This window comes from Nostoc sp. DedSLP03, from assembly GCF_034530815.1.
Taxonomy (GTDB): Bacteria; Cyanobacteriota; Cyanobacteriia; order Cyanobacteriales; family Nostocaceae; genus Nostoc.
This window is the reverse complement of sequence record NZ_JAVRCK010000047.1, coordinates 36,805-60,968: the sequence shown is the minus strand read 5'-3', so window position 1 is coordinate 60,968 and position 24,164 is coordinate 36,805. Positions and strand designations below refer to the sequence as shown.

The 24,164-nt window shown below is 41.0% G+C and carries 16 protein-coding genes; 8 read left to right on the top strand and 8 right to left on the bottom strand.

Features of this window, described 5'->3' with window-relative positions; all coding sequences use genetic code 11:
- The first annotated feature begins 272 nt into the window (after positions 1–272).
- Complete coding sequence (locus tag RM368_RS22075; protein WP_322696019.1) at positions 273–1,319, top strand: cyanophycinase; 1,047 nt, start codon at positions 273–275, stop codon at positions 1,317–1,319.
- A 555-nt stretch (positions 1,320–1,874) separates the two neighbouring features.
- Here RM368_RS22075 and RM368_RS22070 read toward each other — a convergent pair.
- A complete protein-coding gene (locus tag RM368_RS22070) occupies positions 1,875–2,375 on the bottom strand; it encodes a hypothetical protein (protein ID WP_322696018.1) in 501 nt (166 codons plus the stop codon).
- A gap of 801 nt (positions 2,376–3,176) precedes the next feature.
- Here RM368_RS22070 and RM368_RS22065 point away from each other — a divergent pair.
- The gene (locus RM368_RS22065) at positions 3,177–3,908 is read left to right on the top strand and encodes a phosphoribosyltransferase (protein ID WP_322696017.1); all 732 of its coding nucleotides are present in this window, start codon (positions 3,177–3,179) and stop codon (positions 3,906–3,908) included.
- 295 nt (positions 3,909–4,203) lie between these two features.
- A complete protein-coding gene (locus RM368_RS22060; protein ID WP_322696016.1) occupies positions 4,204–4,941 on the top strand; it encodes an SDR family oxidoreductase in 738 nt (245 codons plus the stop codon).
- Positions 4,942–5,291: 350 nt separating this feature from the next.
- On the opposite strand, the gene RM368_RS22055 is transcribed toward RM368_RS22060, so the two are convergent.
- Complete coding sequence (locus RM368_RS22055; protein WP_322696015.1) at positions 5,292–5,552, bottom strand: ABC transporter substrate-binding protein; 261 nt, start codon at positions 5,550–5,552, stop codon at positions 5,292–5,294.
- An 84-nt stretch (positions 5,553–5,636) separates the two neighbouring features.
- On the opposite strand from RM368_RS22055, the gene RM368_RS22050 reads away from it, so the two are divergent.
- From RM368_RS22050 to RM368_RS22040, 3 genes are all read left to right on the top strand, one after another.
- Entirely contained in the window at positions 5,637–8,087 is a 2,451-nt protein-coding gene (locus tag RM368_RS22050; protein ID WP_322696014.1) for a hypothetical protein, read from the top strand.
- Positions 8,088–8,545: 458 nt separating this feature from the next.
- Positions 8,546–10,759: an alpha-glucan family phosphorylase gene (gene glgP, locus RM368_RS22045; protein ID WP_322696013.1), complete on the top strand. Its 2,214-nt coding sequence runs from the start codon at positions 8,546–8,548 to the stop codon at positions 10,757–10,759.
- A 206-nt stretch (positions 10,760–10,965) separates the two neighbouring features.
- Positions 10,966–11,742 (top strand): Uma2 family endonuclease, encoded by a 777-nt coding sequence (locus RM368_RS22040; RefSeq protein ID WP_322696012.1) that lies wholly within the window; start codon positions 10,966–10,968, stop codon positions 11,740–11,742.
- 232 nt (positions 11,743–11,974) lie between these two features.
- Here RM368_RS22040 and RM368_RS22035 read toward each other — a convergent pair whose 3' ends face one another.
- The 6 genes from RM368_RS22035 to RM368_RS22010 form a co-directional block, all read right to left on the bottom strand.
- The gene (locus RM368_RS22035; RefSeq protein ID WP_322696011.1) at positions 11,975–14,122 is read right to left on the bottom strand and encodes a hypothetical protein; all 2,148 of its coding nucleotides are present in this window, start codon (positions 14,120–14,122) and stop codon (positions 11,975–11,977) included.
- A gap of 531 nt (positions 14,123–14,653) precedes the next feature.
- Complete coding sequence (gene ligA, locus RM368_RS22030; RefSeq protein ID WP_322696010.1) at positions 14,654–16,690, bottom strand: NAD-dependent DNA ligase LigA; 2,037 nt, start codon at positions 16,688–16,690, stop codon at positions 14,654–14,656.
- An 83-nt stretch (positions 16,691–16,773) separates the two neighbouring features.
- Positions 16,774–16,974, bottom strand: coding sequence for a hypothetical protein (locus RM368_RS22025; protein WP_322696009.1), 201 nt, complete (start codon positions 16,972–16,974; stop codon positions 16,774–16,776).
- A gap of 237 nt (positions 16,975–17,211) precedes the next feature.
- Entirely contained in the window at positions 17,212–19,503 is a 2,292-nt protein-coding gene (gene glgB / locus RM368_RS22020) for a 1,4-alpha-glucan branching enzyme (protein WP_322696008.1), read from the bottom strand.
- 204 nt (positions 19,504–19,707) lie between these two features.
- Complete coding sequence (locus RM368_RS22015) at positions 19,708–20,040, bottom strand: hypothetical protein (protein WP_322696007.1); 333 nt, start codon at positions 20,038–20,040, stop codon at positions 19,708–19,710.
- Positions 20,041–20,533: 493 nt separating this feature from the next.
- On the bottom strand, positions 20,534–20,749 hold the full coding sequence (locus tag RM368_RS22010; RefSeq protein ID WP_322696006.1) for a hypothetical protein: 216 nt from the start codon (positions 20,747–20,749) through the stop codon (positions 20,534–20,536).
- Between the two features lie 492 nt (positions 20,750–21,241).
- On the opposite strand from RM368_RS22010, the gene RM368_RS22005 reads away from it, so the two are divergent.
- Both RM368_RS22005 and RM368_RS22000 read left to right on the top strand, forming a co-directional pair.
- On the top strand, positions 21,242–21,922 hold the full coding sequence (locus RM368_RS22005) for a hypothetical protein (protein WP_322696005.1): 681 nt from the start codon (positions 21,242–21,244) through the stop codon (positions 21,920–21,922).
- 165 nt (positions 21,923–22,087) lie between these two features.
- Entirely contained in the window at positions 22,088–23,926 is a 1,839-nt protein-coding gene (locus tag RM368_RS22000; protein ID WP_322696004.1) for a penicillin-binding protein 2, read from the top strand.
- Positions 23,927–24,164: the final 238 nt, after the last annotated feature.

Genomic DNA, 24,164 nt, shown 5'->3' with positions numbered 1-24,164 from the left:
CAGTAGCGCAGAGAATTAACGATCGCTCTGCGTTATTTTGCGTTAACAAACAGTACAAGACCTGTACGCTGGAAATTCTACCCGATCTAGTGCCAAAGTTAAGCTAGTGCGTGTCTAAGTTGCAGATTTTTTCGTTAAAACTGTCATTTGCCATTGGTTATTAACAAAGGACAACTGATAAATGACTAATGACAAAGGACATTCACGAATAAATAAGCAATTAAAATGCGTCACAGCCTAGCAATAATTGCAGTTTGCTCTAGAAGTTTAGTATGACAAAGGCATTCCCAAGCATAGCAAGGCGCTTGAAAAGTACAGGAATCAAGTTGTTGAAGATGGGAACCTTCCTAATAACCCGTTTTATTGCAAGCTGGAAACGCTTCTTCCTGGGTGATACTGTTGATGTTCGCTCCTCCACTCCCTCCTTTGATGTCCGTCCCTCCTTAGCGGGCCCAGTCCTGAGTTTGGGTGGGGGAGGCCCCGATGTCGATGATGCTATCCAGTGGATGATTAACCAAGTTAGGGGAGGTAGTAACTCCAGCACTAAAGTTAATGTTGTAGTTCTCCGCACTAATGGTAATCACGATTACAATCGGCTAATTTATGCCATGAAGGGCGTAAATTTTGTGGAAACTCTTCTGGTTAGGGATAGACAAGAGGCAAACAAAGCTGAGATTTATGAAAAAATCCGAAATGCTGATGTAGTTTTCTTTGCTGGCGGGGATCAATGTCAATATATCCGTAACTGGAAAGATACCAAGCTTGAGGCTGCCGTTAAGTCAGTTTACCTTAAGGGAGGTGGTATTGGTGGCACTAGTGCGGGTGCAATGATCCAAAGTGATTGTGTCTATGATGCTTGCGCTTCTTCCGAAAAAGGCATTGAAACTAGAGACGCACTCGAAGATCCCTACCGAGATATTACTTTTACTTACAATTTTTTCAATTGGAGTAATTTGAAGGGAACTATCGTAGATACACACTTTGACAGACGGGAAAGAATGGGTCGAATTATGACTTTCATTGCCCGTCAAATTAAGGATGGTGTATCTAGCAGTGTTTTAGGTATAGCGGTTAGTGAAAGTACGTCGGTTCTTGTGGATAAAAACGGTTTGGTGAAAGTTATGGGTAGGGGTGCGGCATACTTTGTACTTGGCAATCATCTGCCAGAAGTATGCGAACCCCGAAAGCCTTTGACCTTTTCCAATTACAAAATTTGGAAAGTTCGCAGTGGCGACACCTTCAACTTAAGAAATAGACCAACTTCTGGGTACTATCTCAGGAGTGTCAAAAGGGGACGGATTGATTCAAATCCCTATTGAATGGGAGGGCTGATTCAGCCTATTTCAAACCGGATTTGTCACGATGGTTAGCGAGAAAATTGTAAGTAAGCTGTTACGCATTTAATTTGTATATTTACTCGTGAGAGTTGTCATTGGTCATTGGTCATTAGTCATTTGTATTTCAAAAGACAGATGACCAATTGACTTCGGACAGTCTGAATGCAAAAATGTACAATCTAGACGCGCATCATTTAATCGTGAGAGTTGTCATTGGTCATTTTCCTTTTTCTCTTTAACCGAATTGTATTGCCCCAAACTCTCCCCGATGCTTTGGGCAGGGGAGCGTTTGTCTTAGCAAATGCCGGGTGGAGTTCTTTATTTTTGATTTATGCAAGAGGTCTAATTTTTAATTGTTATAACCCTTAATTTTTATTATGTTCTAATTTTGAAAATAGCTTTCAGGAGCTTTTAGCTCACTTGGTCAGGAGGGTTAAATAAAAGTAATTTTAGAAAGGAATTTGACAGAATTTGAGCTTCGGTTTTGCTCGGCTCAACTTAGCATATATAAGATTTTGAAAGTAATTTCGGGCAATATTAAGCGCTAATAGGTTGTTCAGATTCAATTAACTGATTATTCGGTACATCAAATCTAATAGTACTAGCTGCCCAGTCTTTGAAATCGGGTGCTAGCCAGACTAGCTTACGCAGAATTTCATCATTGACCCACAATACCAAGGGAAACTGAAACTGTTTCCGAAACTCATCTCGCATGATATTGGTACTAATAATCAGTTGGTTAATTGCCACTACAGATTCTAAGCCTCGTACCATCAAAGCTTCGGGTTGAGTAGTACCAATTTCACTTCTAATAGCTGTGTATAATTTCTCATCAGTAGATGAGAGTACAATTTCGTGGATATCTGCTGATGAAAATTCTGTTAGCAAATTCATCACTTGCTCCTGCTTTTGAACACTGTTACAACAAGCTAATAACAGTGAAAACTGTCCGCCAGAAACCATCATCGCCCTTGCCAGTCTCTTAGTAGCTGCTGTGCTGCTAACTGTGCCGTTTTCTGAATTGGTTAAGCCGATCATGAAAAACACCCTTCTTTTGATTTTCAAGCATATTCAGTGATTCTACCCTATTAATTTTTATTCAAAAGTGTTAATTGGGTAACTTGGATGACTTTTTTCTGTAATATTAAGCATTATATAACTAACAAGCAGATGGTGCATTATCTCATGTTCACAATTTCGGGATAATGTAAAGATAATATCAACACAAGGTCTGCAACAGGGGACATACGAAGAATTAACAATTGCATTATCACTGGATTTTCATAGATTTTTGCATCTGCTAACAATTAAGTATTTTTTAATATATAGTAAAAAAAGTAATCAGTAAAAGTCTAACAGTAAATGTTAGCAAGTGGCAAAACTTATAGCAGTTTTCAAATGCACTCCTACTTAAATATTAGGTTTTCCATATCACCCTTCTTTTGCGATCGCCCTATAACTTTGCTTCACGCTAACACCAGTTATCTACAGCAGTAAACCTCCTACAGCAAGAGTTAACCGCGTCACAGGGTCTTTTCAATCAGCCATTTGGGGAGGGATATTGAGTCGAGAGTAGTAAAATAGTCTTAACACAAGATGCAGAAATCTTGTTGCATTAAAGCTAACTCATCCGTTTGATAGAACTGTAGATTGAAGATGTCGCTCCGTTAGTGGAGGACAGGGAATATTTAGCTTTCTAAGATCGATTTAGAACATCTGAACTATAACAACAAGTTTGGAATTTGCTCAATTGCTGCATTTTTTGAAGTTGATAGCCAATAACAAACGTATTGTAAATATTTATTTAATTTTTTGGAAACCAATTAGGAATATTACATCATGCTATTTAAAAATCGGAGGTTTGCGGGTCAAGTTTTGGCTAAAGAGTTAACCGCTTATGCTAATGACCCAGATGTTGTGGTATTAGGGCTACCAAGGGGTGGTGTACCCATTGCTTTTGAAGTTGCCAAAACCTTAAATGCTCCCTTAGATGTTTTAGTGGTACGTAAATTGGGTGTGCCCGATCGAGAAGAACTAGCGATGGGAGCGATCGCTTCTGGTGGTGTGCGGATAGTCAATAAACATATTATCAACCTAGTGAAGATATCCGATGAAGTAATTGCCAGGGTAGCGCTACAAGAAGAACGGGAGTTAGAGCGGCGGGAACGGCTTTATCGCCAAAATCGCCCGTTAAGAGATTTGAAAGGACGCACAGTCATCTTGGTAGATGATGGTTTAGCAACGGGTGCAACGATGTGGGCTGCTGTCGTAACTGTACGAAAACAGCAACCTGCTCAGATTGCGATCGCTGTGCCTGTGGCTGCACCTGAAACTTACCAAGAGTTAGAAACTGAGGTTGACGAAATCGTTTGCATCTCCAGACCCAACCCTTTCCAGAGCGTTGGTCTTTGGTACGAAAGCTTTCCTCAAACGACCGATGAAGAAGTCTGCGACTTACTCGCAAAAGCGGCAAAGAACGATGAAGAAAGGGAAAGGGGAAAGGGAACCAGTAACTTAAAAGCAGGGGTTTCAAATATGGACGCGGCTTACTTATCGCACTACGTGCCTTAAAAATCTTCTTTTTTTATTCTCCATATTTAAAAATAGGGGCTTCATAACCTGTTGGGGAAAATAACATTAGTGTATTGCCCTTTCCCCTTCTCCTTTACCCTTTTCCCCAAACCCGATTCCGAGTTAAAAATTCAAAACCCGAGAAGTATTGTAGCGGTTCGGATTAGTGATATTGGCGATACAAAAACGTCGATCGAGTATACAAACTAGTTGATATGGTTAAATAATGCTGAGTTCATCTGAAACAGCACCCGATGTTTCACGAGCCATACTCAATAATCCCCAAGAATAAATTATGTCTCTGATTGAAAACAAAGTGGTAATCATCACCGGAGCCAGCAGTGGGTTAGGCGAGGCAACTGCCAAGCGACTTGCTGCTAGTGGAGCCAAACTGATGTTGGCTGCCAGACGCGAAGATCGGCTCAAAGATTTGGTTGGAGCGATCGCTAAATCAGGAGGAACTGCAACCTATAAAGTAACGGATGTCGCAGATAGCGCCCAAGTGGAAGCTTTAGCCAAGGAAACTTTGAGTACATACAGCCGGATCGACGTGCTAATCAATAATGCCGGATTGATGCCGCTTTCTGCCCTCGACCAAGTAAAGGTAGACGAGTGGGAGCGGATGATCGATATCAACATTAAGGGCGTTCTTTATGGGATTGCTGCCGTGTTGCCGATTATGCGTCAGCAAAAGTCTGGTCACGTCATTAACCTATCATCAGTGGCCGGACATAAAGTGTTTCCGGGAGCGGCCGTCTACTGTGCCACCAAGTACGCAGTGCGGGCGATTTCTGAGGGGCTGCGGCTAGAGTCAAATGGTGAAATCCGTTCGACTAATATCTCACCAGGAGCGGTTGCCACTGAGCTGGGTAACACGATTACCGATAAAGACGCAGCAGCGGGAATTAACCAACTTTATGAAATCGCCATTGATGCAGATGCCATTGCCCGTGCGATCGCATACGCCATAGAGCAACCCAGTGATGTTGATGTGAATGAAATCATCATCCGTCCGACACGTCAAGAACTTTAACTTTAGGCTTACAGAGCAAGCATTCGGCTCAGATAGCCAGACAATATCTTGAACGCGCGAGTGAGTATAGAAATCTCACTAAAAAAAACTCTGTGTACCTCTGCGCTTTTTTTAGCGTCGCTTTGCGTTTAAAAACGTAACTATTTTAGGCAAAGCTGTATAAATTGTCAGTGTCAGATTAATAAGTCCAGTTTTGCTTAGTCTGTAAACTGTAATGGCATGGCAAGGCTAAAGTAGTGCGTGGGATGGGCGTCTCGCCCGTCCTTGGCGGGTAAGATACCCGCCCCACAAGAAAATTGATTGTAACATTTTAGCCTTACCACGCCAGTAGGCTTTATCACCTATGCTCTCTAAATCTGCAATGGGCAAGAGTAGCTGTGTAGGGAACCCAAATGGCGGGATCGGGGCAGCGCCTTCGATTGTGTCAAATAAACTGGTTCAATGCCACTAAAATCGAGTCCGACTTTTGCTTGCGATCGCACAAGCACATAATGGGCGCTTGAGCCTTTGTCAAAAGCGAGCTTTTTACCCTTTAGGTCGGCCAGCCTCTGAATCGGCGAATCTTCCGCTACTAGAATCTCTTGACCTTTGGGAGCGGTATAATTCTTCACTATACATATTTATTTTGATATTAATAAAACGTCGATACATGACAGATATATAATTGGTTAAACTTTGGTTTTGAGCAAATTCATATGAGTAATTTTGACCATTCTCAGTATCGAAAAGATTATCTTATTTTATTAGTAATTTGGGTGATAGCATTAGCTATAGATAGAGCTTGGTTTTTGTTAGATGACTCAATTCCAGCCTTCGATCAAAGCGCACATTTAGCTACAGCATTACATCATTATAAAGTTTTTCAAAACTTCAATATCTTCTCAGGAAATTGGTGGTTATCTCTGTGGGAATTAACTCCCAGTTATCGCGCTCCTTTTGTATATATTTGCACTGTCCCATTTTTGATGTTGTTTGGCCGTGGATATGACCAAGCAAGTTTGGTCAACTTATTGTATACTGCGATGATTATAGTTTCAGTATATCATTTAGGTAATTTTTTATTTAAAAATCGAAAAATTAGCATAACTGCCAGCATATTTTGTGTATTATTTCCTATTTTAGGAATTAATCGGACAGATTATTTATTAGATTATGGTTTGACAGCAATTGTTACAGTAACTTTTACAGTCCTGACAATTTGGAAATATAGTTATATTGGTTTTTTTTCATGGGTATTAACTATCCTATTGGGCGTTGGAATAGGTTTACTTTTGTTGGCTAAACCTACAGGTTTTATTTTTATTTTAGTTCCTAGTATTTGGGTATTAATTAGTTTTATTAGAAAACGTAGATTTCTCAAACTAATTCAAGCTTGCTTATCTTTGATAATAGCTTGGTTAATTTGTAGTTTTTGGTATGGCTTAAATTGGTTAACAATTATAACATCGGCATTAAATGCTAACCAAGTTGGAAAAAGGGAGGGCGATCCTTCTGCCACAACTATTGCTGGATGGCTATACTATCCACAAATGATTCCAGAAAGCGTTGGTTTACCAATATTATGTGCAAGTATTGGCATTTTATTGGTTTATCTGATTAAATATAAATTTACTACTAATTCAATTTCAGCGAATCTCCATAAATCGGCTCGAATTTGGTTATTAGTTACCTTAGTAAGTAGCTATATAATTTGTTCTTTGGGCACAAATAAAGATATTAGATTTATTCTGCCATGCTTTCCGATAATTAGTTTAATATTGGCGGATTTATTCAATTTAGTTGAAAATATATATTTTGATAGACTGAGATTAGCCACTTTAGTATTAAGTTGCATAGTTTTACTAAACAATTTGTTTCCATTACCCCTAATTCAAGCATGGGGTAGTAGACATTTACCTAATAATGATGCTCAAGAATATCCTCTAGACAAACTTATACACAAAATCACCGAAACCAATTTATATTTAAGGTCGAATTTAGGGGTAATTCCTGTTTCTACACCGCAAATAAATGAGTATACTTTAAATTATTTTGGGGCATTAGCAGATTTTCGCGTATCTGGCAGAAAATTAACAACCAAATTATCTCAGATAGAGCAAGATTTACAATATTTTTGTTGGTATATTACTAGAGATAATGAACCATATAGACCTGGAGAAAGTGGAGAGACTAAAAAGAAATTAAAATTTTTAGTCGAATCTTCTCCTGATTTGAAATTAAAGGGCGACTGGATATTACCTCATGGAGATAAAATGCGTTTATATAACTGCAAAAATCCTCCTGTAACTGTTGAAAAAATCAATAATAGTGAGTCTGCAATTAGTCTAGAAAAAGTGGCGGTATCTCAGCAATTAATTTTAGATCAAAACAATCCTGTAACCTATGAAATAACGGGTTCATGGAATGATTTGCAAAATGGGATATTACTGTTAAAATGGCAAAATGGCCAATCATCCTGGTATCACGATCATGCCATTGGCTTAGGTAATTTATACTGTGGCATCAAATGTCATCCTGAAGGAACTTTCCGGGTGAAAGAAGCTTTAGCTACATTTATTCCGAAAACACTACCACTAGGAAAATATCAGCTATCAGCACTATATTTAGATAGAAGAAACAACAAAACCACATCTTTAAATATTCCAGATATTACTGTAAATGTGACAGATGTAGGAACAGTAGAAAAATCGCCAGCTTTAGATTTAGTTACCCGAACTTCACAATTAGCACAAGAGTTACAACAGGGTAAATTAAATAATATCTTTGTGCAGATAGGTCATTTCAATCAATACGATCCCACTCAGGATTATTTAAAACAAATTGATTTCGCGGCTAATTATTATCTGCAAACAGAGCCAAATAATTTAAATTGGCGCTACACTTTAGTCTTATCACAACTTTTACAGCGCCAAGTCCCAGAATTAATCCAAAATTTAAAAGAATTAACTAAATATGATGCTCAAAATCCTTACACATGGATTTATTTAGCTTTTGTTTATTTATATAATTTTCAACCTACACAAGCTCAACCAAAATTAGCGATCGCAGAACAATTAAAACCAGATATACCAGAATTAAAAACTTTAAAAACTGTAACAAATATTATGAAATTTTTGCCACTACAAAGGTTTGCTACCAAGGAATAGGAGAAATTCAAATAAAAACCATTATTAGGATGCAAGTAGCTGTAGTTAAAAATTGACTATTATCAAGACATATAAATAACTTTAGTTGCTGATTGTAAAAATATCAATAAATATTTACAATAAAATAAAAAAAGTAAAATAATGTCAACGAATTTGATAGAAAAAACATATTAAATCTGTCCAAAAGTAGAGATAATTTTTAGAAGACGAAAACAATACAAACCATTTACTTGGATAAGGTTTGATGTCGAGAAACTGTTCCAACTTCAGGGGAGAATTCAGCACGTGAAGGCTCCGGTGTTATAAACCTGAAGAGTAAATAAAAGGGACTGGGTATGGAAAAGAGGCATCGGGGCAGGGTGCAAAAGGGAAAATTCTCCCTTGCTCCCTGCTCCCTTGCTTCTTCCCCAGTTGCCGATACATAGAGAAAAAGTTAAGCGCGAGGACATAGATTTAGTATGGCTAATAGCAGTGCAATCACCGCAGCACGACATTTGAGTGAAAAGTTACCTTCACCGCTCAAACGTTTGGCAGATTTGGCTTATAACTATTGGTGGAGTTGGAGCGGCGATCGCATCTCTCTATTCCAAAGCATTGATCCCCAAGAATGGGAACGCTGTGGGCATAATCCAGTCGCAATTTTAGAGTCGGCAAGTTATGAGCGTCTGACGCAATTAGCAGAAGACCCATTTTATCTAAAGCAGATATCCGCCCTCGCGCGTGAGTTTGACCAATACATCAACCAGCAAGATACTTGGGTTAGTCGAGTTGCACCGCAAGTATCCAAAGAACGCCCCATTGCTTACTTCTGCGCTGAATTTGGCATCCATGAATCTCTACCCGTCTACTCTGGTGGCTTGGGAATTCTCGCCGGGGATCACTTGAAATCATCATCAGATTTGGGTGTGCCGTTGGTTGGTGTTGGCTTGTTGTACCGCCAAGGTTATTTTCGGCAACGCTTGAACCGCCAAGGTTGGCAAGAAGATTATTATATTGACAACCCCTTTGGCCACATGCCCCTAGAGTTAATTAAAAATGAGCAAGGGGAATCGGTGACTATCGAGTTACAAGTTCGCCAACGGGTTGTGAAAGTGCAAATCTGGCGAGTGCAAGTTGGGCGAGTCACCTTATATTTATTAGATAGCGATCGCCACGATAACGATCCCATTGACCGTTGGTTGACGGGACACCTATATGGCGGTAACTTGGAAACCCGCATCGCCCAAGAAGTCGTTTTGGGAATTGGTGGTGTTCGCGCCTTACACGCCTTGGGAATTGAACCTTCTGTCTATCACCTCAACGAAGGACACGCTGCATTCTGCACCTTAGAAGTTGCGCGGGTAGAAATTGAGCGGACTGGTAAATCTTTCTACGACATTGAAGCCAAGGTGCGGAACAGTTGCGTATTTACCACCCATACCCCCGTTCCCGCCGGTCATGATGTCTTCTCGCCCGATTTAATCGACTCCTTCTTTGCCAGCTATTGGCCGCAATTGCGACTTTCGCGCGAACAATTTTTGTCGCTGGGTGCAAGGCGATTGGGCGATCCTTGGGAACCCTTTGGGATGACCGTTTTAGCTTTACGGATGTCTCGTGCTTGTAATGGCGTAAGTGAATTACACGGTCAAGTTTCCCGTAAAATGTGGACAGTTCTCTATCCGCAGCGATCCGAAGATAAAGTACCAATTGGTTACATTACCAATGGCGTTCATGCACCCACTTGGACTGCACCCTTGTTAGGCGACTTATATGAGGAATATTTGGGAGAAGACTGGAAAAATCGCGCCGTCGATCCCAAAATGTGGGCTAAAGTTGACGAGATTCCCGATGAGGAATTGTGGTCGCGGCATCTCATTCTCAAAGAAAGATTGATTGCCTTCACCCGTTATAAGGTAAAGAAATCACGGGAGTTGCGTGGCGAAAATCATCAACTCATTCAAGCAACAGAAAAATTACTCGATCCCAATGTCTTGACCATTGGATTTGCCAGACGCTTCAGCCCTTATAAACGTGGGGATCTGATTTTGCGTGATGCCCAACGCGCACTGAAGATTTTTGGTAATGCTCAACGTCCAGTACAAATTATCTTTGCAGGTAAAGCCCACCCAGCCGATGAAGAAGGTAAGCGGATTATCCAACGCTTAATGGAGTGGTGTCACAATTCCGGGATTATCAACCGAGTTGCCTTTATTGAAGATTACGACATTTACACTGGTCAAAAATTGGTGCAAGGGGTGGACGTTTGGTTAAATAATCCCCGTCGTCCTTTGGAAGCATCTGGTACGAGTGGACAAAAAGTCTGCTTCAACGGCGGTCTTAATTGCAGCGTTTTGGATGGCTGGTGGTGCGAAGGCTACCAAACAGGGCCAGATGGTAAAGGAATTAACGGTTGGGCAATTGGTGAAGATGCTCATACTAGCGATCAAGAATTGCAAGATGGGATTGATTCGCGATCGCTTTATCAGCTGTTAGAAGAAGAAATCGTTCCTCTATACTATGACCAAGATGCCCAAGGCATTCCTCACCGTTGGGTGCAGATGATGAAAACGTCCATTAAGACGAATGCGCCGTTATTCAACACCGACAGGATGATTGCCGACTATGTTTCACAGGTGTATGTTCCAGAGATTTCTAAGAGTGTGGAACCGATTTTAGCTAAAGTACTGCTTTAGAGCATTTTTACTTTCCTGGTTAAATAGGGGGCGGGTTTTCTGCCCCTTTTTTTGCTCCTAGTATCGCTTGCGATATAGCACAAGCCTTGGTGGTTAGGACATTAACAGATGATAAAACTTAGACACAACAAGACTTTTCACCCAATCCCCAGTCACCAGTCCCCAGTCCCTTGCGATAAGATCGAGAATAAATTCATGCTGTGTTTATGGCAACCCAACTCAGCCAAGCCAAATCACCAACAGAACTGGTAATCTCTTGGGAAGCCTTACCCAAAGATTTTCAACTAGAGGATGAACCAGTGGAGAATACCGGTCAGCCACTTTTAGCTGGTGCTTTGCGTGAAAGCCTAGAAATCAGTGGATTCATCCAACCCCAGATGTTGATAGCTTCAAACTTTGGTCTTTGTGCGACAGTCAACGAGCAATTTATTGCCAAAGCACCAGATTGGGTTTATGTGCTGTCGGTTAATCAAGTGGTGGCTAACCGCAAAAGTTATACACCCAATTTAGAAGGAGATATTCCGGCGATCGCTATTGAATTTTTATCCGATACTGAAGGTGGAGAATATTCAGTCAAGCGAACTTATCCACCAGGAAAATGGTTTTTCTACGAGCAAATTTTGCAGATTCCCATCTACATAATTTTTGAACCTTATGGCGGTTTATTAGAATATTATCAACTGGAAAATAAGCGCTATGAGTTAAAGCAACCTGACGAAAATGGTCGTCATTGGATTGATGTAATGGGCTTATTTCTAGTAACTTGGCAAGGAACAAAAGAAGGTCGCACTGGGTATTGGTTGCGCTGGTGGGATCGAGATGGTAATTTATTACCGTGGGCTGTAGAACAGATTGAACAAGAACGCCAACGCGCCGAACAAGAACGTCAACGCGCCGAACAAGAACGTCAGCAAAAAGAACGACTGATTTCTTACTTACAATCTCAGGGTATTGACCCGAATAACTTGCCCCCGTTTGAGTAGAGGCAATTTCAAAGTCCCTCTCCCAAACTTGAGAGAGAGATTTAGGGTGAGGCTTTTTTATTCATGTAAGAAGTTTAATCATCCGATTCTGCAAAACTAGTTTGCTATATCAATGGTGAATCATGACTGAGAAACAAGATCCCTAACTTCTTTAAAAATTCGCGAATCTGCGGCTGATAAATCAAATAGGATTATTACAGAAATCCTAAATCATTTGATGAATTAATACTCATCACTCTGGAAATATCTTTTTTAGTTGAGAAATAATGTCAAAATGGCTTATTTTCCAATCTTCCCATGCATTTTGAATAGCTTCTTTTTGTTCTTGAGTTAACTGCCAAGAAAGTGGAGGATTAATTTTACCACGAGGAAATTTAATAGGAATATGCATAATTTCTATTCCTTTTTGGCAAGATTTATCTTTTAAAAATTGCTGCACTTTTTCCGGCTCATCATGCTTGTAGCCACATTTATACTTGTCTGTCAAAAGTTCTATATTTAATTTATTGCCTTCGTTCTGTGTATCACTACGAACATTTAATAAAGCGAGCAATGAACCAATAACTTCCATCTGCCATCCCGGAGCGCCTTTTTCTTTTTGAGGATTCTCATCATCAGGAAAAGCATTGATTTGGATTAAAACAACTTTTTTAATTTGGGAAGATTGCTCAGATTCTAATAGTTGATTTAGTAAATCTATGGTAGTACCAATACCAAAGTTGTCGAAGTAACCACCATCACCTATATGATAATTCCATCTAGTATCTTGACTAGGACGGCACACAGGAGATACATAAGGAAAAGTGGCAGATAATCTAGCGGCTGTCGTCACATCAATATCATATTCTGGATAAAGGGTATTAAAATCTATAGATTTGCAATCTTTATGCGGACTAAAAGTCATTGGACTAACTAAAAAACGCCTTCCATCTTCAACTAAAGTTGCATTAAAAATAGGAATAGGAATAATTCCTTGGTCAATTTTGTCACTCCAGCTACCTAAACTTGCATTAGGATTTTTCATTTCTCCTTTCCAATCTATTTCGATAGCAGTACCACGGTCTTGTTCAGTTGTAGTATCTTTCTCTTTCTCTTTTGGTAAGACAAAAGGTAAACCAATAAAACGAAGTAAATCTGGATAAGCAAATCCCCAGCCTGTAGCATCTAAACTGTCTTGTGTAGCGCTTTTAAAAATCTGTTTTAATTGATTTTCTTCTGGATAACCCCGATCTCCAAATCTATCCAAATAAAACATTGTACCGACAGAACCACCAGAAACTGAGCTTATCCAACCAATAGCTTTGGTAAATTTAGATCCAAGTTCTTGCTGTAAACCAGTCAAAACTTTAGCTGTCCATCCAGATGCTTGAATACCTCCACCACTAGCACAAACTACTACTAAAGTTTTATCTTCAGTTTGTTGATTTTTCAGACGTTGAGAGATAACATTAATCCACTTTTCTTTTGTTGGTTTTAGCCAGTTGTTTTTTGAGTATATTTTGTAAAAATGGTCTACCTGAAAAATAGCATAAGAACCAGATGAAATTGCTAAAAATAGTAGCAACGTGGGAATGCGAGACACATCAACAAAGTAAGAAATACCTCCTATCCACACTACAATAACTGACAAAATGAGAGTAATATAAAAAAGAGCAGGGGCTTCAAATCTATTACTAATTGAGCGAGGTTTCAAGATAAAATAACCTAACCCATAAACAATTAATAGAAAAATTGAAAATACTGTTATTGCAGCAATTCCGTAAGCTAAATTCCCATCTCCATCTACATAACCCCTTTGTATTCTTTCTGGTAAAAAAGAAATTATTTTTAATAAAACCTGTTTTAAAAACTGATTATGTTCAAAAAAATGCTTGTTAAAGTAATTGGTTATTAGCAATAAAGCTCCTGCAATAATGCCAAATATAATTCCCCAGCCTTCCCAGCGACGATCTACTTCTTGTATTTCTTTTTTAGAAAGCTGAGTCGCCTTAATGGCAATTGGAAGACTTAAGATAATAGCGATTAAATATTGGAGAAATACTGGAATTACTTGCTGTTGAGGTACATCAAAACGAAGATGGGAATTATACAAGATGATATCGAAAACTTGTATCGTAGCCAGTCCTGCTAAAACTGCACCTCCAATAACTACAATCAACTGATTATTAGCGCGAAGTACAAATAAGTTTTTCAACATTGCTGATAAACCAGTATTTACTGAAATTGTTGGCAAGAATAACAGTAATAGACCAACAATTATAGGTACTCGCAAAAAGAAAATATATTGCAATACACTGTAGAAGTTTTGTAGCATTAAACTCAGGAATGCTAGTCCCAACCACAAGACAATGCCGTTAAAAACCTGTTGTCTTTTGTTCATAACAAATCTCTGGAAAGATACAAAAATTTAATTGTTTTTGTTCATCTTGGCTTATACACCCAGTTTTCAGATAAATGAGATTGAAGAAGAATTCAGGAGTAACAATTTAGGAGCAAAGCCGGAAACGTTCCGCTTTTGCTCGCTCCGGTGAGAATGAAGACGCTTGTGGACTCGCTCTAGAAGCAAGATATAAGCCAATAAAGTTTGATACACAAGAAGATATCAAAATTCCGCAAAAGGGATTATGAAGTTATATTTATACCAATTCTCTAAAATCTGGCAACAGATTCAAACCCCGAAACCCAGATCATAGCTGACTTTCTTAATTACAAATTGGTATTAGTTAAGTATTAAGAAGTACTAAATATGTATTGATACCAGAGTCTAAAAAATATAAAACATAAGCAGATTTTATCACCCAAGTAAATAATGCAGGTTGGAGCGGTTATACTTTTGGGCTAATTGATAAGTATAAGTTAATTGCCTGGACTCGTTCGCGAAATATATAGCTTTCCAGGCTTTTATCTGATTTTAATCTTCAAGCATTTCCAACAATTGCGTCTCGCTTAACTGCGTAATTCCCAAGGAAATTGCTTTGTCTAACTTGGAACCGGCATCTTCTCCTAACACTAAATAATCGGTTTTTTTACTCACTGAATCAGTTACTTTTCCCCCAGCTTTTTGAATCAAGGCCTTCGCTTCATCTCGCTTCAAAGTTGGCAATGTACCTGTAATTACAAAAGTTTTACCTGCAAATTTTTGATTACCATCCCCAACTATTTTTGTTTCCTCAGTAGCAGTTAATTGCAATCCTTCTGCTTGCAAGCGTTCTATCAACCTTTGGTTAGCATCAATCCGAAACCACTGGTACACAGATTGGGCAATTTCAGCACCAATACCATAAATGCCTTCAATATCTGATTGCTTTGCTGCTGCTAACTGCTCTACAGTGAAATATTTCTGAGTCAACAATTGAGCGTTGACACTGCCAACATGACGGATGCCTAAACCATACAATACCCTTGACCAAGGTTGATTTTTTGACTGAGCGATCGCATCCACTAATTTCTCTGCCGACTTTTTCCCCATCCTTTCCAATGCAGATAACTTCTCTGCTGTCAACTCATATAAATCGGCAACACAATCCACCAAACCTTTATCAACAAGTTGATATACCAGCTTTTCGCCCATACCTTTAATATCCAAGGCATCACGACTTACCCAATGTTCAATGGAACCTTTGAGAATCGCCGCACAGGAAGCATTGACGCATCGAGTCACCGCCTCACCGGATTCTCGCACCACCAATTGGCCGCAGACTGGACAATGGCTGGGCATAAGGAAGGGTTCGGTGTCAGCAGGACGAAGTTCTTTGATTACCCTCAGCACTTCTGGAATGATTTCCCCAGCTTTGCGGACAATCACAGTATCGCCAATGCGGATATCTAATTGAGCAATGCGATCGCTATTATGTAAAGTGGCGCGGGAAACTGTTGTTCCCGCCAGTTGCACCGGGCGCATCTCTGCTAATGGCGTTAATGCTCCCGTTCTCCCAACATTTACAGCTATATTTTCTACACGGGTAGGTGCTTCTTCGGCTGGGTACTTTAAGGCTACAGCCCATCGAGGAAATTTTTGCGTAAATCCTAGCTGTTCCTGAAGTTTAAAAGAATTCAGCTTTACTACTACCCCATCAGTCATGTAAGGTAAATTCAGCCGTTCCGTATCCCAGTATTCGTAATATTTTGCCACTTCTGCGATCGAAGCACAGAGTTTGTGTTTGGGGTTGACTCGAAAACCCATCTTTTCCAACAACTCCAACGCTTCCCATTGGGTATTAGCAATACTGGTGTCATCCCTACCAGGAATGTGCAAGGTGTAGCCAAAGAAATCTAAGCGCCGTTTAGCCACAATGCGGGGATCTAATTGCCTGAGTGTACCAGCTGCGGCATTGCGAGGATTAGCAAATAATTGCTCGCTGGCTTTTTGCCTTTCTTCGTTAATTTGTTTAAATACTTCCAACGGCAAAAACGCCTCGCCTCGCACTTCCACTCTTTCGAGAATTTCTAACCCTTCAAAATTCAAACGTAAGGGAATTGAGCGAATTGTCCGTACATTTTGGGTAATATCTTCACCCGTCACCCCATCACCCCTAGTTGTGCCTCTAACTAGAATGCCATTTTGGTAGGTAAGAGCCAAAGCAGAACCATCAATTTTCAGTTCGCTGACATATTCCACTGCATCTATTTTCGGTACTTGTCGCCGCCAACGCTGATCCCATATTTGCAACTCATCAATATTGAATGCATTCTCCAGACTATACAAGGGGATATTGTGCCGCACCGAGGTAAACTGTGTTGCCGGTCTCTCACCAACCCGCTGAGTCGGACTATCGGGTGCTGTCAATTCTGGATATTGAGTTTCTAATTGTTGCAATTCTCGATATAGCTGGTCATAGACTGCATCCTCCATGATTGGAGCATCTAGGACGTAATAAGCATAGCTTGCTTGTTGCAATAACTGGCGCAATTCTTCTGTGCGCTTTACTTCAGGCTTAATCTGTGTCATAAAATTATAAAATATCTAAGACAAGGCTAACAAATCATACATTTGTACTATACAAAATTTAGGCTTTTGAGTCATATCAAAAGCTAAATAAGTTTTACCAAATCTTTGGCTACGTAATACTTGCATAGGGCGATCGCATCGCAAACTTCAGTAGTAAGCTTCCCCTGAGTACTAAGTATAATTCTACGGGTAAAAAATTTAGAGCGATCGCGAGTCAATAAATCGCTATATAAAAGAATGTAGAGACATAGCAATGCTACGGCTCTACAAAGGTAATAACGCATATTTAATTTCACCAGAGTTTATTAGAGAACTGAGTTGAGTAGCTGTAAATAGGCGAAATTATCTTTAGGATGGGCATCACCCGATACGGTTCGGATAAGCATTTTTCACAATCGAGTGTGGTCTGGGGAATGGGTTTGGAGGCATTGGGTAAAGGATGTATTCAAAACCAATACCTTTTCCCTTTTCCCTTTCCCCTTTAACCGAACCGTATTGGGGCATCGCCCCACCCCAAATTGTTATCCAATTACCTCAGCAGTCTTCTTCTTATCCAACTTGAGAATCAACACACCCAAAGGTGGTAAACACAAATCCAGAGAATAAGGATGACTGTGCAAAGACCAATCATCCGTCCATTTACCACCTAAGTTGCCCATATTGCTGCCGCCATATTGACGCGCATCGCTATTGAACAACTCTGTATAAAATCCCTTTTGCGGTACACCGATGCGGTAGTGAGAATGGGGTTGCGGTGTAAAATTGCAAACAACGACCGCAAAATCATCAGAATCCTTGTCACGACGCATGAAGGCAACTACACTATGGCGGTTATCGCTACAATCAATCCACTCAAACCCCGGTTCAGCAAAATCCTGGGTGTACAAAACTGGTTCAGAACGGTAGAGATGGTTCAATTCCCGGAAAAACGTTCTTAGCTGTTGGTGGGCTTCATGCTGTAATAAATGCCACTCCAAATCAGTCCAATCATTCCACTCACTCCACTGCCCAAATTCCATGCTCATAAACATGGTTTTTTTGCCTGGGTGAGCAAACATATAGGTAAATAAACAACGCACATTAGCTAACTTCTGCCATGTATCTCCTGGCATTTTGCCGATAATATTGCTCTTTCCATGCACCACTTCATCGTGGGACAGAGCTAGCATGAAGTTTTCGCTGTGGTTGTACCACATACTAAAGGTGATGTTATTTTGGTGGAACTGGCGGAACCAAGGGTCCATGCTGAAGTAATCCAGCATATCGTGCATCCAGCCCATATCCCACTTTAAGTTAAAGCCCAGTCCGCCTGTATAGGTTGGCCAAGATACCATTGGCCAGGAAGTAGATTCTTCAGCAATTGAGAGAACACCGGGGAAATAGCTAAAGATAATGTGATTTACCTGACGTAGAAAATCTGCTGCTTCTAGGTTTTCTCTGCCACCGTACTGGTTGGGCAGCCATTCTCCTGGTTCGCGGCAATAGTCGTTGTAGAGCATTGAGGCAACAGCATCGACACGAATTCCGTCAATGTGGTACTTGTCGAACCAGAAGAGGGCATTTGCTGCGAGGAAATTACTAACTTCATGGCGACCGTAGTTGAATACCAAAGTACCCCATCCTTTATGTTCGCCTTTACGGGGGTCAGCGTGTTCGTATAAGTGGCTACCATCAAAGAAAGCTAAACCATGTCCATCTTTGGGGAAGTGACCGGGAACCCAATCTACAATTACCCCTAGATCATTTTCGTGACATTTGTCAATGAAATACATTAAATCTTCGGGTCTGCCAAAACGCGAGGTGGGGGCATAGTACCCAGTTACTTGATAACCCCAAGAACCATCAAAGGGATGCTCCGCAATGGGCAGCATTTCTATGTGGGTATATCCTAATTCTTTGACATAAGGAATGAGTCGGTCAGCTAGTTCTCGGTAGGTAAGGAAGCGTGCGCCCGGCTTTAATCCAGAAACGACAACTACTGGTTCAGTTTCACCATTGGGAAGTTTCGCTGGTTCTGCACTCGCAGCGTGTAACCAAGAGCCTAAATGTACTTCGTAGACTGAGACAGGCTGGTTAAGGGGTTCAGTGCGACGCCGCTTTTCCATCCAGTTTTCATCACTCCAACTATAAGCATCTAAATCAGTGACAATGGATGCCGTTTTCGGGCGAACTTCTTGCTGGAAACCGTAGGGATCGGATTTTTCGTAAATGTGCCCTTCAAAATTTTTGATTTCATATTTGTAAGACTCTCCTACACCAATTTCAGGAATAAACAATTCCCAAATTCCGGTGCGGCCTTTACGCATCTGGTGTTTACGTCCATCCCAGAGGTTGAAGTCTCCCAACAATGAAACGTTGCGAGCGTTAGGCGCCCAAACTGCAAAATAAACGCCTTTAACGCCGCCTATTTCCGTAGGGTGCGCTCCCAGCTTTTCGTATATCCGGTGATGGTTGCCTTCACTAAACAAATGCAGGTCAAAATCTGTCAAGTTGGGAGAACGGAAAGCGTAAGGGTCATAGGTGACACGCTCATGTTCCCCTTCTTTAATCCGTAACTGGTAGTTTGCCAGTTCTGGAGTGTCAATCGTGCATTCAAAAAAGTGGGGATGATGCACTGTTTGCATTGGGTATTCCTTGCGTTGTTCGGGAAGAACCACCCATGCTGCACTTGCATTTGGTAGGTAAGCCCGTACAGCCCAGACAGTTTTGCCGTCTTGCTCTATAGGATGAGAACCTAGTATTTCAAAGGGATCGTTATGCTGATTCCAAACGATGCTGTTAACCTGTTCAGGGGCGATCGTGGTCATGGACATGAAGCTACCTAAGTGAAATAACGTGATTGACTAAATCTACTTTTTTAATATCTATATATATTCTTTACATTTATTTGCAATTTTGTCGCCACCGTTATCCTACATCAGAATGGGGTATTGAGCATGAGGCGTTGGGTATAGGGGAGCAGGGGAGGCAGGGGAGAATAACTCTTGACAAATGACAAATGACTAATGACGAATTTATCAAAAATTTAAAAATGGAAAAAACTGTAATAAGGTTTTACGTAAGCGCAGCAAGAAAATCTGTTCTCGAATTTTGGGGTCTAGTTTTGGTGGCGGGACTTCTTGTAGCTGGGCTTGTAATTGGATATACTCGGCAGCTGTTAGGGATTTTCCATCAATAGGCGATCGCGCTTCTATAATAATCTTTGTCCGTAATATTTCTTCTGGTGTATCCTCTGGTGGCGGTAATGCTATTGCTGCCGATCTCCAATAGTTACTTAAAAAAATAAAAATAGCACTAATTACTATTAAGCTCAGTAATTTTAGAGATTTTCTCGTTTTAACTCTCCTCATCTCCTGAACTACCTTCACAACGCAGGATGAAAATCTGTTTTTCTCATACCCAAATTTTCCCAATAAAAATCTGGCAATATCAAGGGAGATTACCAAGTCTTTCCTGATACGGAATAGACTACAGGAATGCTCAAGAGCAATTGCCAGCGATCGCGATAAATATTTTACCCTCTCACAACTCAGTAGTATAAGTAATTTAAAATGCCAAATGAATAGCTTAGATTAACTCAACTCCCTTGGACTGAGAACAAGGTTTGAGCGGGCGGGACTTTCACAAGGACACTTGGTAGAGGACATAACCCTCTTTACCAGTGTCCTCTACTTCCTGCCCTACTTAGTTGATATTTGAGCAAACTCTCGGCTCTAATAAACCAGCATAAAAATGAGGTTTTTTCGTGAACCCAATTAATTCGAGCGATACTTCGAGCTAGATAGTGAGGAATGCTGTCACTAAGTAGTTCTGGGCGCAATTTAAACTAAAGTTTAAGATGCCTTATTTAGGTTTAGCAGGAGTAGTCGCTGCGGGAGTTGCTGCGGGAGTTGCTGCGGGAGTTGCGGCAGGAGTAGTCTTAACAGCAGGTGCATCAGTTGGTTCACCTGTAGCGGCTGGAGTAGCAGTACCAGCACCATCACCACCACCACCTTCACAGGCCCCAAGAATTGCAGCCAGACTTAACATTAAAGCAAAACCAAAGATTTTTGTTTTCATAACTCCTCTTTCACCAATTGTGGCTAGAACAATTTTTCGCCTGTTGAATACGATACCGTATTTATTGCTTTTTTTAAATTCTGCGAGATTACATACTTAAAAAAAACAATCCTTTGGGGTATTGTTTTTGGAATTACTATCCTGATTAGTTTCTCTTAACTCAGGAGCAAAACGAAAAATACCAACTTATTTAGCAAACGGAGCTATGATAGCAAAAAATTTTATTTTTTTCACAGAGTATTGCATCTGGCTACCTGACGTTGCCATACTTTAGGTGCGATACCTAAAAGGTAAGCTGTCCAGTTTCTAATCGCTGATTGCAAACATTGCATATCTAGGGGATGCAAAACATTGATACAGCTACCTATCAGAAAAGTTAAAAGGGTATAGTCTGTTATGTGTGCTGGTTGCACAGAAGGTGATTTAAACCTTAGCAAAACAGACAATCAATCTAAAAGCGCAGTATTTTCCATCTAAAAAATTTAAAAATTTATGGTAGTTGCTCGTAAATCTACTGTTTCTACAAGGGGTAATTGGTTCCGGCGAGATTCTATCCTTTCTTTAGGAAGGCGACGTTCTGCGCCTATGGAGTCAGCAGCAGGGAGTGCTTCTACACCAGCATCGTCTTCAAGACAGCAGCGTTCCTCGAAAAATTTAGCGGTTTCTCCCACAAATAAGGCAGTTGTAGCTAAATCGGTGAAAGAGTTGGGTAGACAACAATTACCAAATCTCAACGAACAGTTGAATGCGAACCAAAAGAGTCCGGGGGAAGATTTTCTTGGGCTTCCCACAATGGCTAATTCTGGAGCTGCACCTTTGTGGTTGCTGCGCTTGTATACCTTTCATCGTTATTCGTCAGTTGTGGCGTTCTTGTTAGTAGCATCGACACTTGCTGTTTATGGTTGGACAGTCTATTCTCAAGAGCTTTGGGGTGAGTCATATCGCAGACTGCAAAACCTCCAACGTCATGAACGGCTGCTAACGACCACCAACGCGACGCTGAAAAATAAAATGGCTAATGAAGCAGAACAACCAACAGCAGGGCTGGTATCGCCAACTCCTGAAGGAGTGATTTTCTTGCCTCCTGCATCTCAAAGTCCTAAATCAGCATCGCCTAACACAACGCCAAATTCTGAAACCCAACCGCAAACACTCTCGCCACTGGGATACTAATCTCTAAGAGTCATTTGTCATTTGTCATTAGTCATTAGGACTGAGACTTCTGGTTAATCACAAAAGGCAACAGACAAAGCGCAAAGTCTGAGCGGAGGTTTCCTCCGTTGGCGTAGCCCGCCGCAGGCATCAGAACTTTGAAAGAGAGGACAAAGGACGAACCCAATGCAGAAGTCACCAAGCAAAACAAAATTCAGAAAGTTTCGGAATCCAAAATTTACAGGGCGACACAAGGGTGATAAACGAGGGCTTTTGGGAAAATTAGCCTCTAGTATGCAAGACCAAACATCCAACACTAAGTCCCGACTGTTTATTGTTTGGGGCGTATTAATGGCATCAGGGTTGGGGTTGGCTATTAACTTGTATAATCTCCAAATTGTCAAGGGGCCAAAGTTAACTGAGTATGCACGCAATCAGCAAATGGTGAATGTGCGACCTTTTATGCCCCGTCGCCCAGTGGTAGATCGCAATAGCGATCTGTTGGCTATTGACCGCCCTGTATATACTTTGTATGCTCATCCCAAGCTGTTTGATAAGTCTAATGAAGATATGGCAGAGCGACTTGCCCCAATTTTGGCAAAAGATACTGCTGAATTGGTGAAAACTTTTGAAAGCAAAAGAAGCGGAATTATACTTGCGCCAGCTTTACCAGAAGAAATTATCGATCGCGTCATCTCATTACGCTTAAATGGCCTGGAGTGGACTCAAAAATACTCCCGATATTACCCGCCAGACGATTTGGTTGCTGATGTGGTGGGCTACGTGAACATTGACCGCCGCGGTCAAGCTGGTGTGGAATACTCTCAAGAGAAGTTGCTAGAACGTCCTGTACAAACGGTACGGCTCAGTCGGTCAGGGAATGGGACTCTGATGCCGGATCGGGCGCCCGAAGGTTTTTTGCATTTTGACGATTTGCGATTACAACTGACTATCGATAGCCGTCTGCAACGAATTGCTCGGATTGCGCTCAAAGAACAGATGCAGAAGTTTGCCGCCAAACGTGGAGCGGTAATTGTCATGGATGCATTGGATGGTTCCTTACTGGCCCTAGTTTCTCAGCCTACTTATAATCCTAATGAATATGCTAAATCTGATATTTCACTATTTAAAAACTGGACAGTAGCGGATCTTTATGAACCGGGATCGACTTTTAAGCCTTTGAACGTGGCGATCGCTCTGGAAAATGGCATCATCAAACCAGATGATATGTTTAATGACTCCGGTTCGATTCGAGTTGCTAATTACACCATCAAAAATGCGATGAATAATGGTAATGGGCGAATCAGCATTGCTCAGATTTTGCAATATTCTAGCAATATTGGCATGGTGCAAATTATCCAACGTTTAAAGCCTTCAATTTACTACAACTGGTTAGAACGCTTAGGGCTAGGACAAAAAGTTGATACGGATTTACCTTTTGAAGTCGGCGGACGGCTCAAAAGTCAAGAAGAATTTATCGCTTCGCCAATTGAAGCAGCTACTACTTCCTTTGGACAAGGCTTTTCCATGACACCCTTGCAGCTAGTGCAAATGCACGGTGCATTAGCTAATGGCGGTAAGTTAGTTACACCCCATGTAGTTCGCGGGTTGATTGATAGCAAAGGGCAGATGCATGATTCACCCACTCACACCATCCCCCGGCAAATTTTCTCAACCGCAACAACTCAAAAGGTTGTGGAAATGATGGAAACTGTTGTTACTCAAGGCAGCGGTAAGCCGGCACAAATTCCGGGATATCGCATTGCTGGTAAAACTGGTACAGCCCAAAAAGCTAGTCCCAATGGCGGATACATCAAGGGTGCGAGAATGACCAGTTTCGTGGCTATTTTACCCGTGGAATCTCCTCGCTATGTAGTGTTTGCACTGGTGGATGAGCCAAAAGGAGAAAGTGCTTATGGTTCTACTGTCGCCGCGCCAATTGTGAAGTCGGTAATCGAAGCACTAATTCCTCTTGAACAGATTCCGCCCAGTAAGGCAATCGAGCAACAGAAGGGAGTGCCGTAGGAAGTGGCAGGGGAGCAGCACTTCGGCTACGCTCAGTGACCGGGGGGCAGGCAGGGCTGTTTCATTCCCTAAATAGCTTTAAAAATCAAGGGTTCTAGCAATTAAAGATTGATTGTTTTGTTACCAACGTGGCGAGAAAATGAACAATTTTACTGGTGTTCAAGTGCTTAAAAGTTCATCTGGTTCTCACTCTCACTTACAATTTTTATCGCTAACCATCTTGACAAATCCTGTTTGA

Coding starts and splice junctions, on each gene's coding strand:
- RM368_RS22075 (WP_322696019.1), top strand. CDS start 273: ATGACAAAGGCATTCCCAAGCATAGCAAGGCGCTTGAAAAGTACAGGA.
- RM368_RS22070 (WP_322696018.1), bottom strand. CDS start 2,375: ATGATCGGCTTAACCAATTCAGAAAACGGCACAGTTAGCAGCACAGCA.
- RM368_RS22065 (WP_322696017.1), top strand. CDS start 3,177: ATGCTATTTAAAAATCGGAGGTTTGCGGGTCAAGTTTTGGCTAAAGAG.
- RM368_RS22060 (WP_322696016.1), top strand. CDS start 4,204: ATGTCTCTGATTGAAAACAAAGTGGTAATCATCACCGGAGCCAGCAGT.
- RM368_RS22050 (WP_322696014.1), top strand. CDS start 5,637: ATGAGTAATTTTGACCATTCTCAGTATCGAAAAGATTATCTTATTTTA.
- glgP (WP_322696013.1), top strand. CDS start 8,546: ATGGCTAATAGCAGTGCAATCACCGCAGCACGACATTTGAGTGAAAAG.
- RM368_RS22040 (WP_322696012.1), top strand. CDS start 10,966: ATGGCAACCCAACTCAGCCAAGCCAAATCACCAACAGAACTGGTAATC.
- RM368_RS22035 (WP_322696011.1), bottom strand. CDS start 14,122: ATGAACAAAAGACAACAGGTTTTTAACGGCATTGTCTTGTGGTTGGGA.
- ligA (WP_322696010.1), bottom strand. CDS start 16,690: ATGACACAGATTAAGCCTGAAGTAAAGCGCACAGAAGAATTGCGCCAG.
- RM368_RS22025 (WP_322696009.1), bottom strand. CDS start 16,974: ATGCGTTATTACCTTTGTAGAGCCGTAGCATTGCTATGTCTCTACATT.
- glgB (WP_322696008.1), bottom strand. CDS start 19,503: ATGTCCATGACCACGATCGCCCCTGAACAGGTTAACAGCATCGTTTGG.
- RM368_RS22015 (WP_322696007.1), bottom strand. CDS start 20,040: ATGAGGAGAGTTAAAACGAGAAAATCTCTAAAATTACTGAGCTTAATA.
- RM368_RS22010 (WP_322696006.1), bottom strand. CDS start 20,749: ATGAAAACAAAAATCTTTGGTTTTGCTTTAATGTTAAGTCTGGCTGCA.
- RM368_RS22005 (WP_322696005.1), top strand. CDS start 21,242: ATGGTAGTTGCTCGTAAATCTACTGTTTCTACAAGGGGTAATTGGTTC.
- RM368_RS22000 (WP_322696004.1), top strand. CDS start 22,088: ATGCAGAAGTCACCAAGCAAAACAAAATTCAGAAAGTTTCGGAATCCA.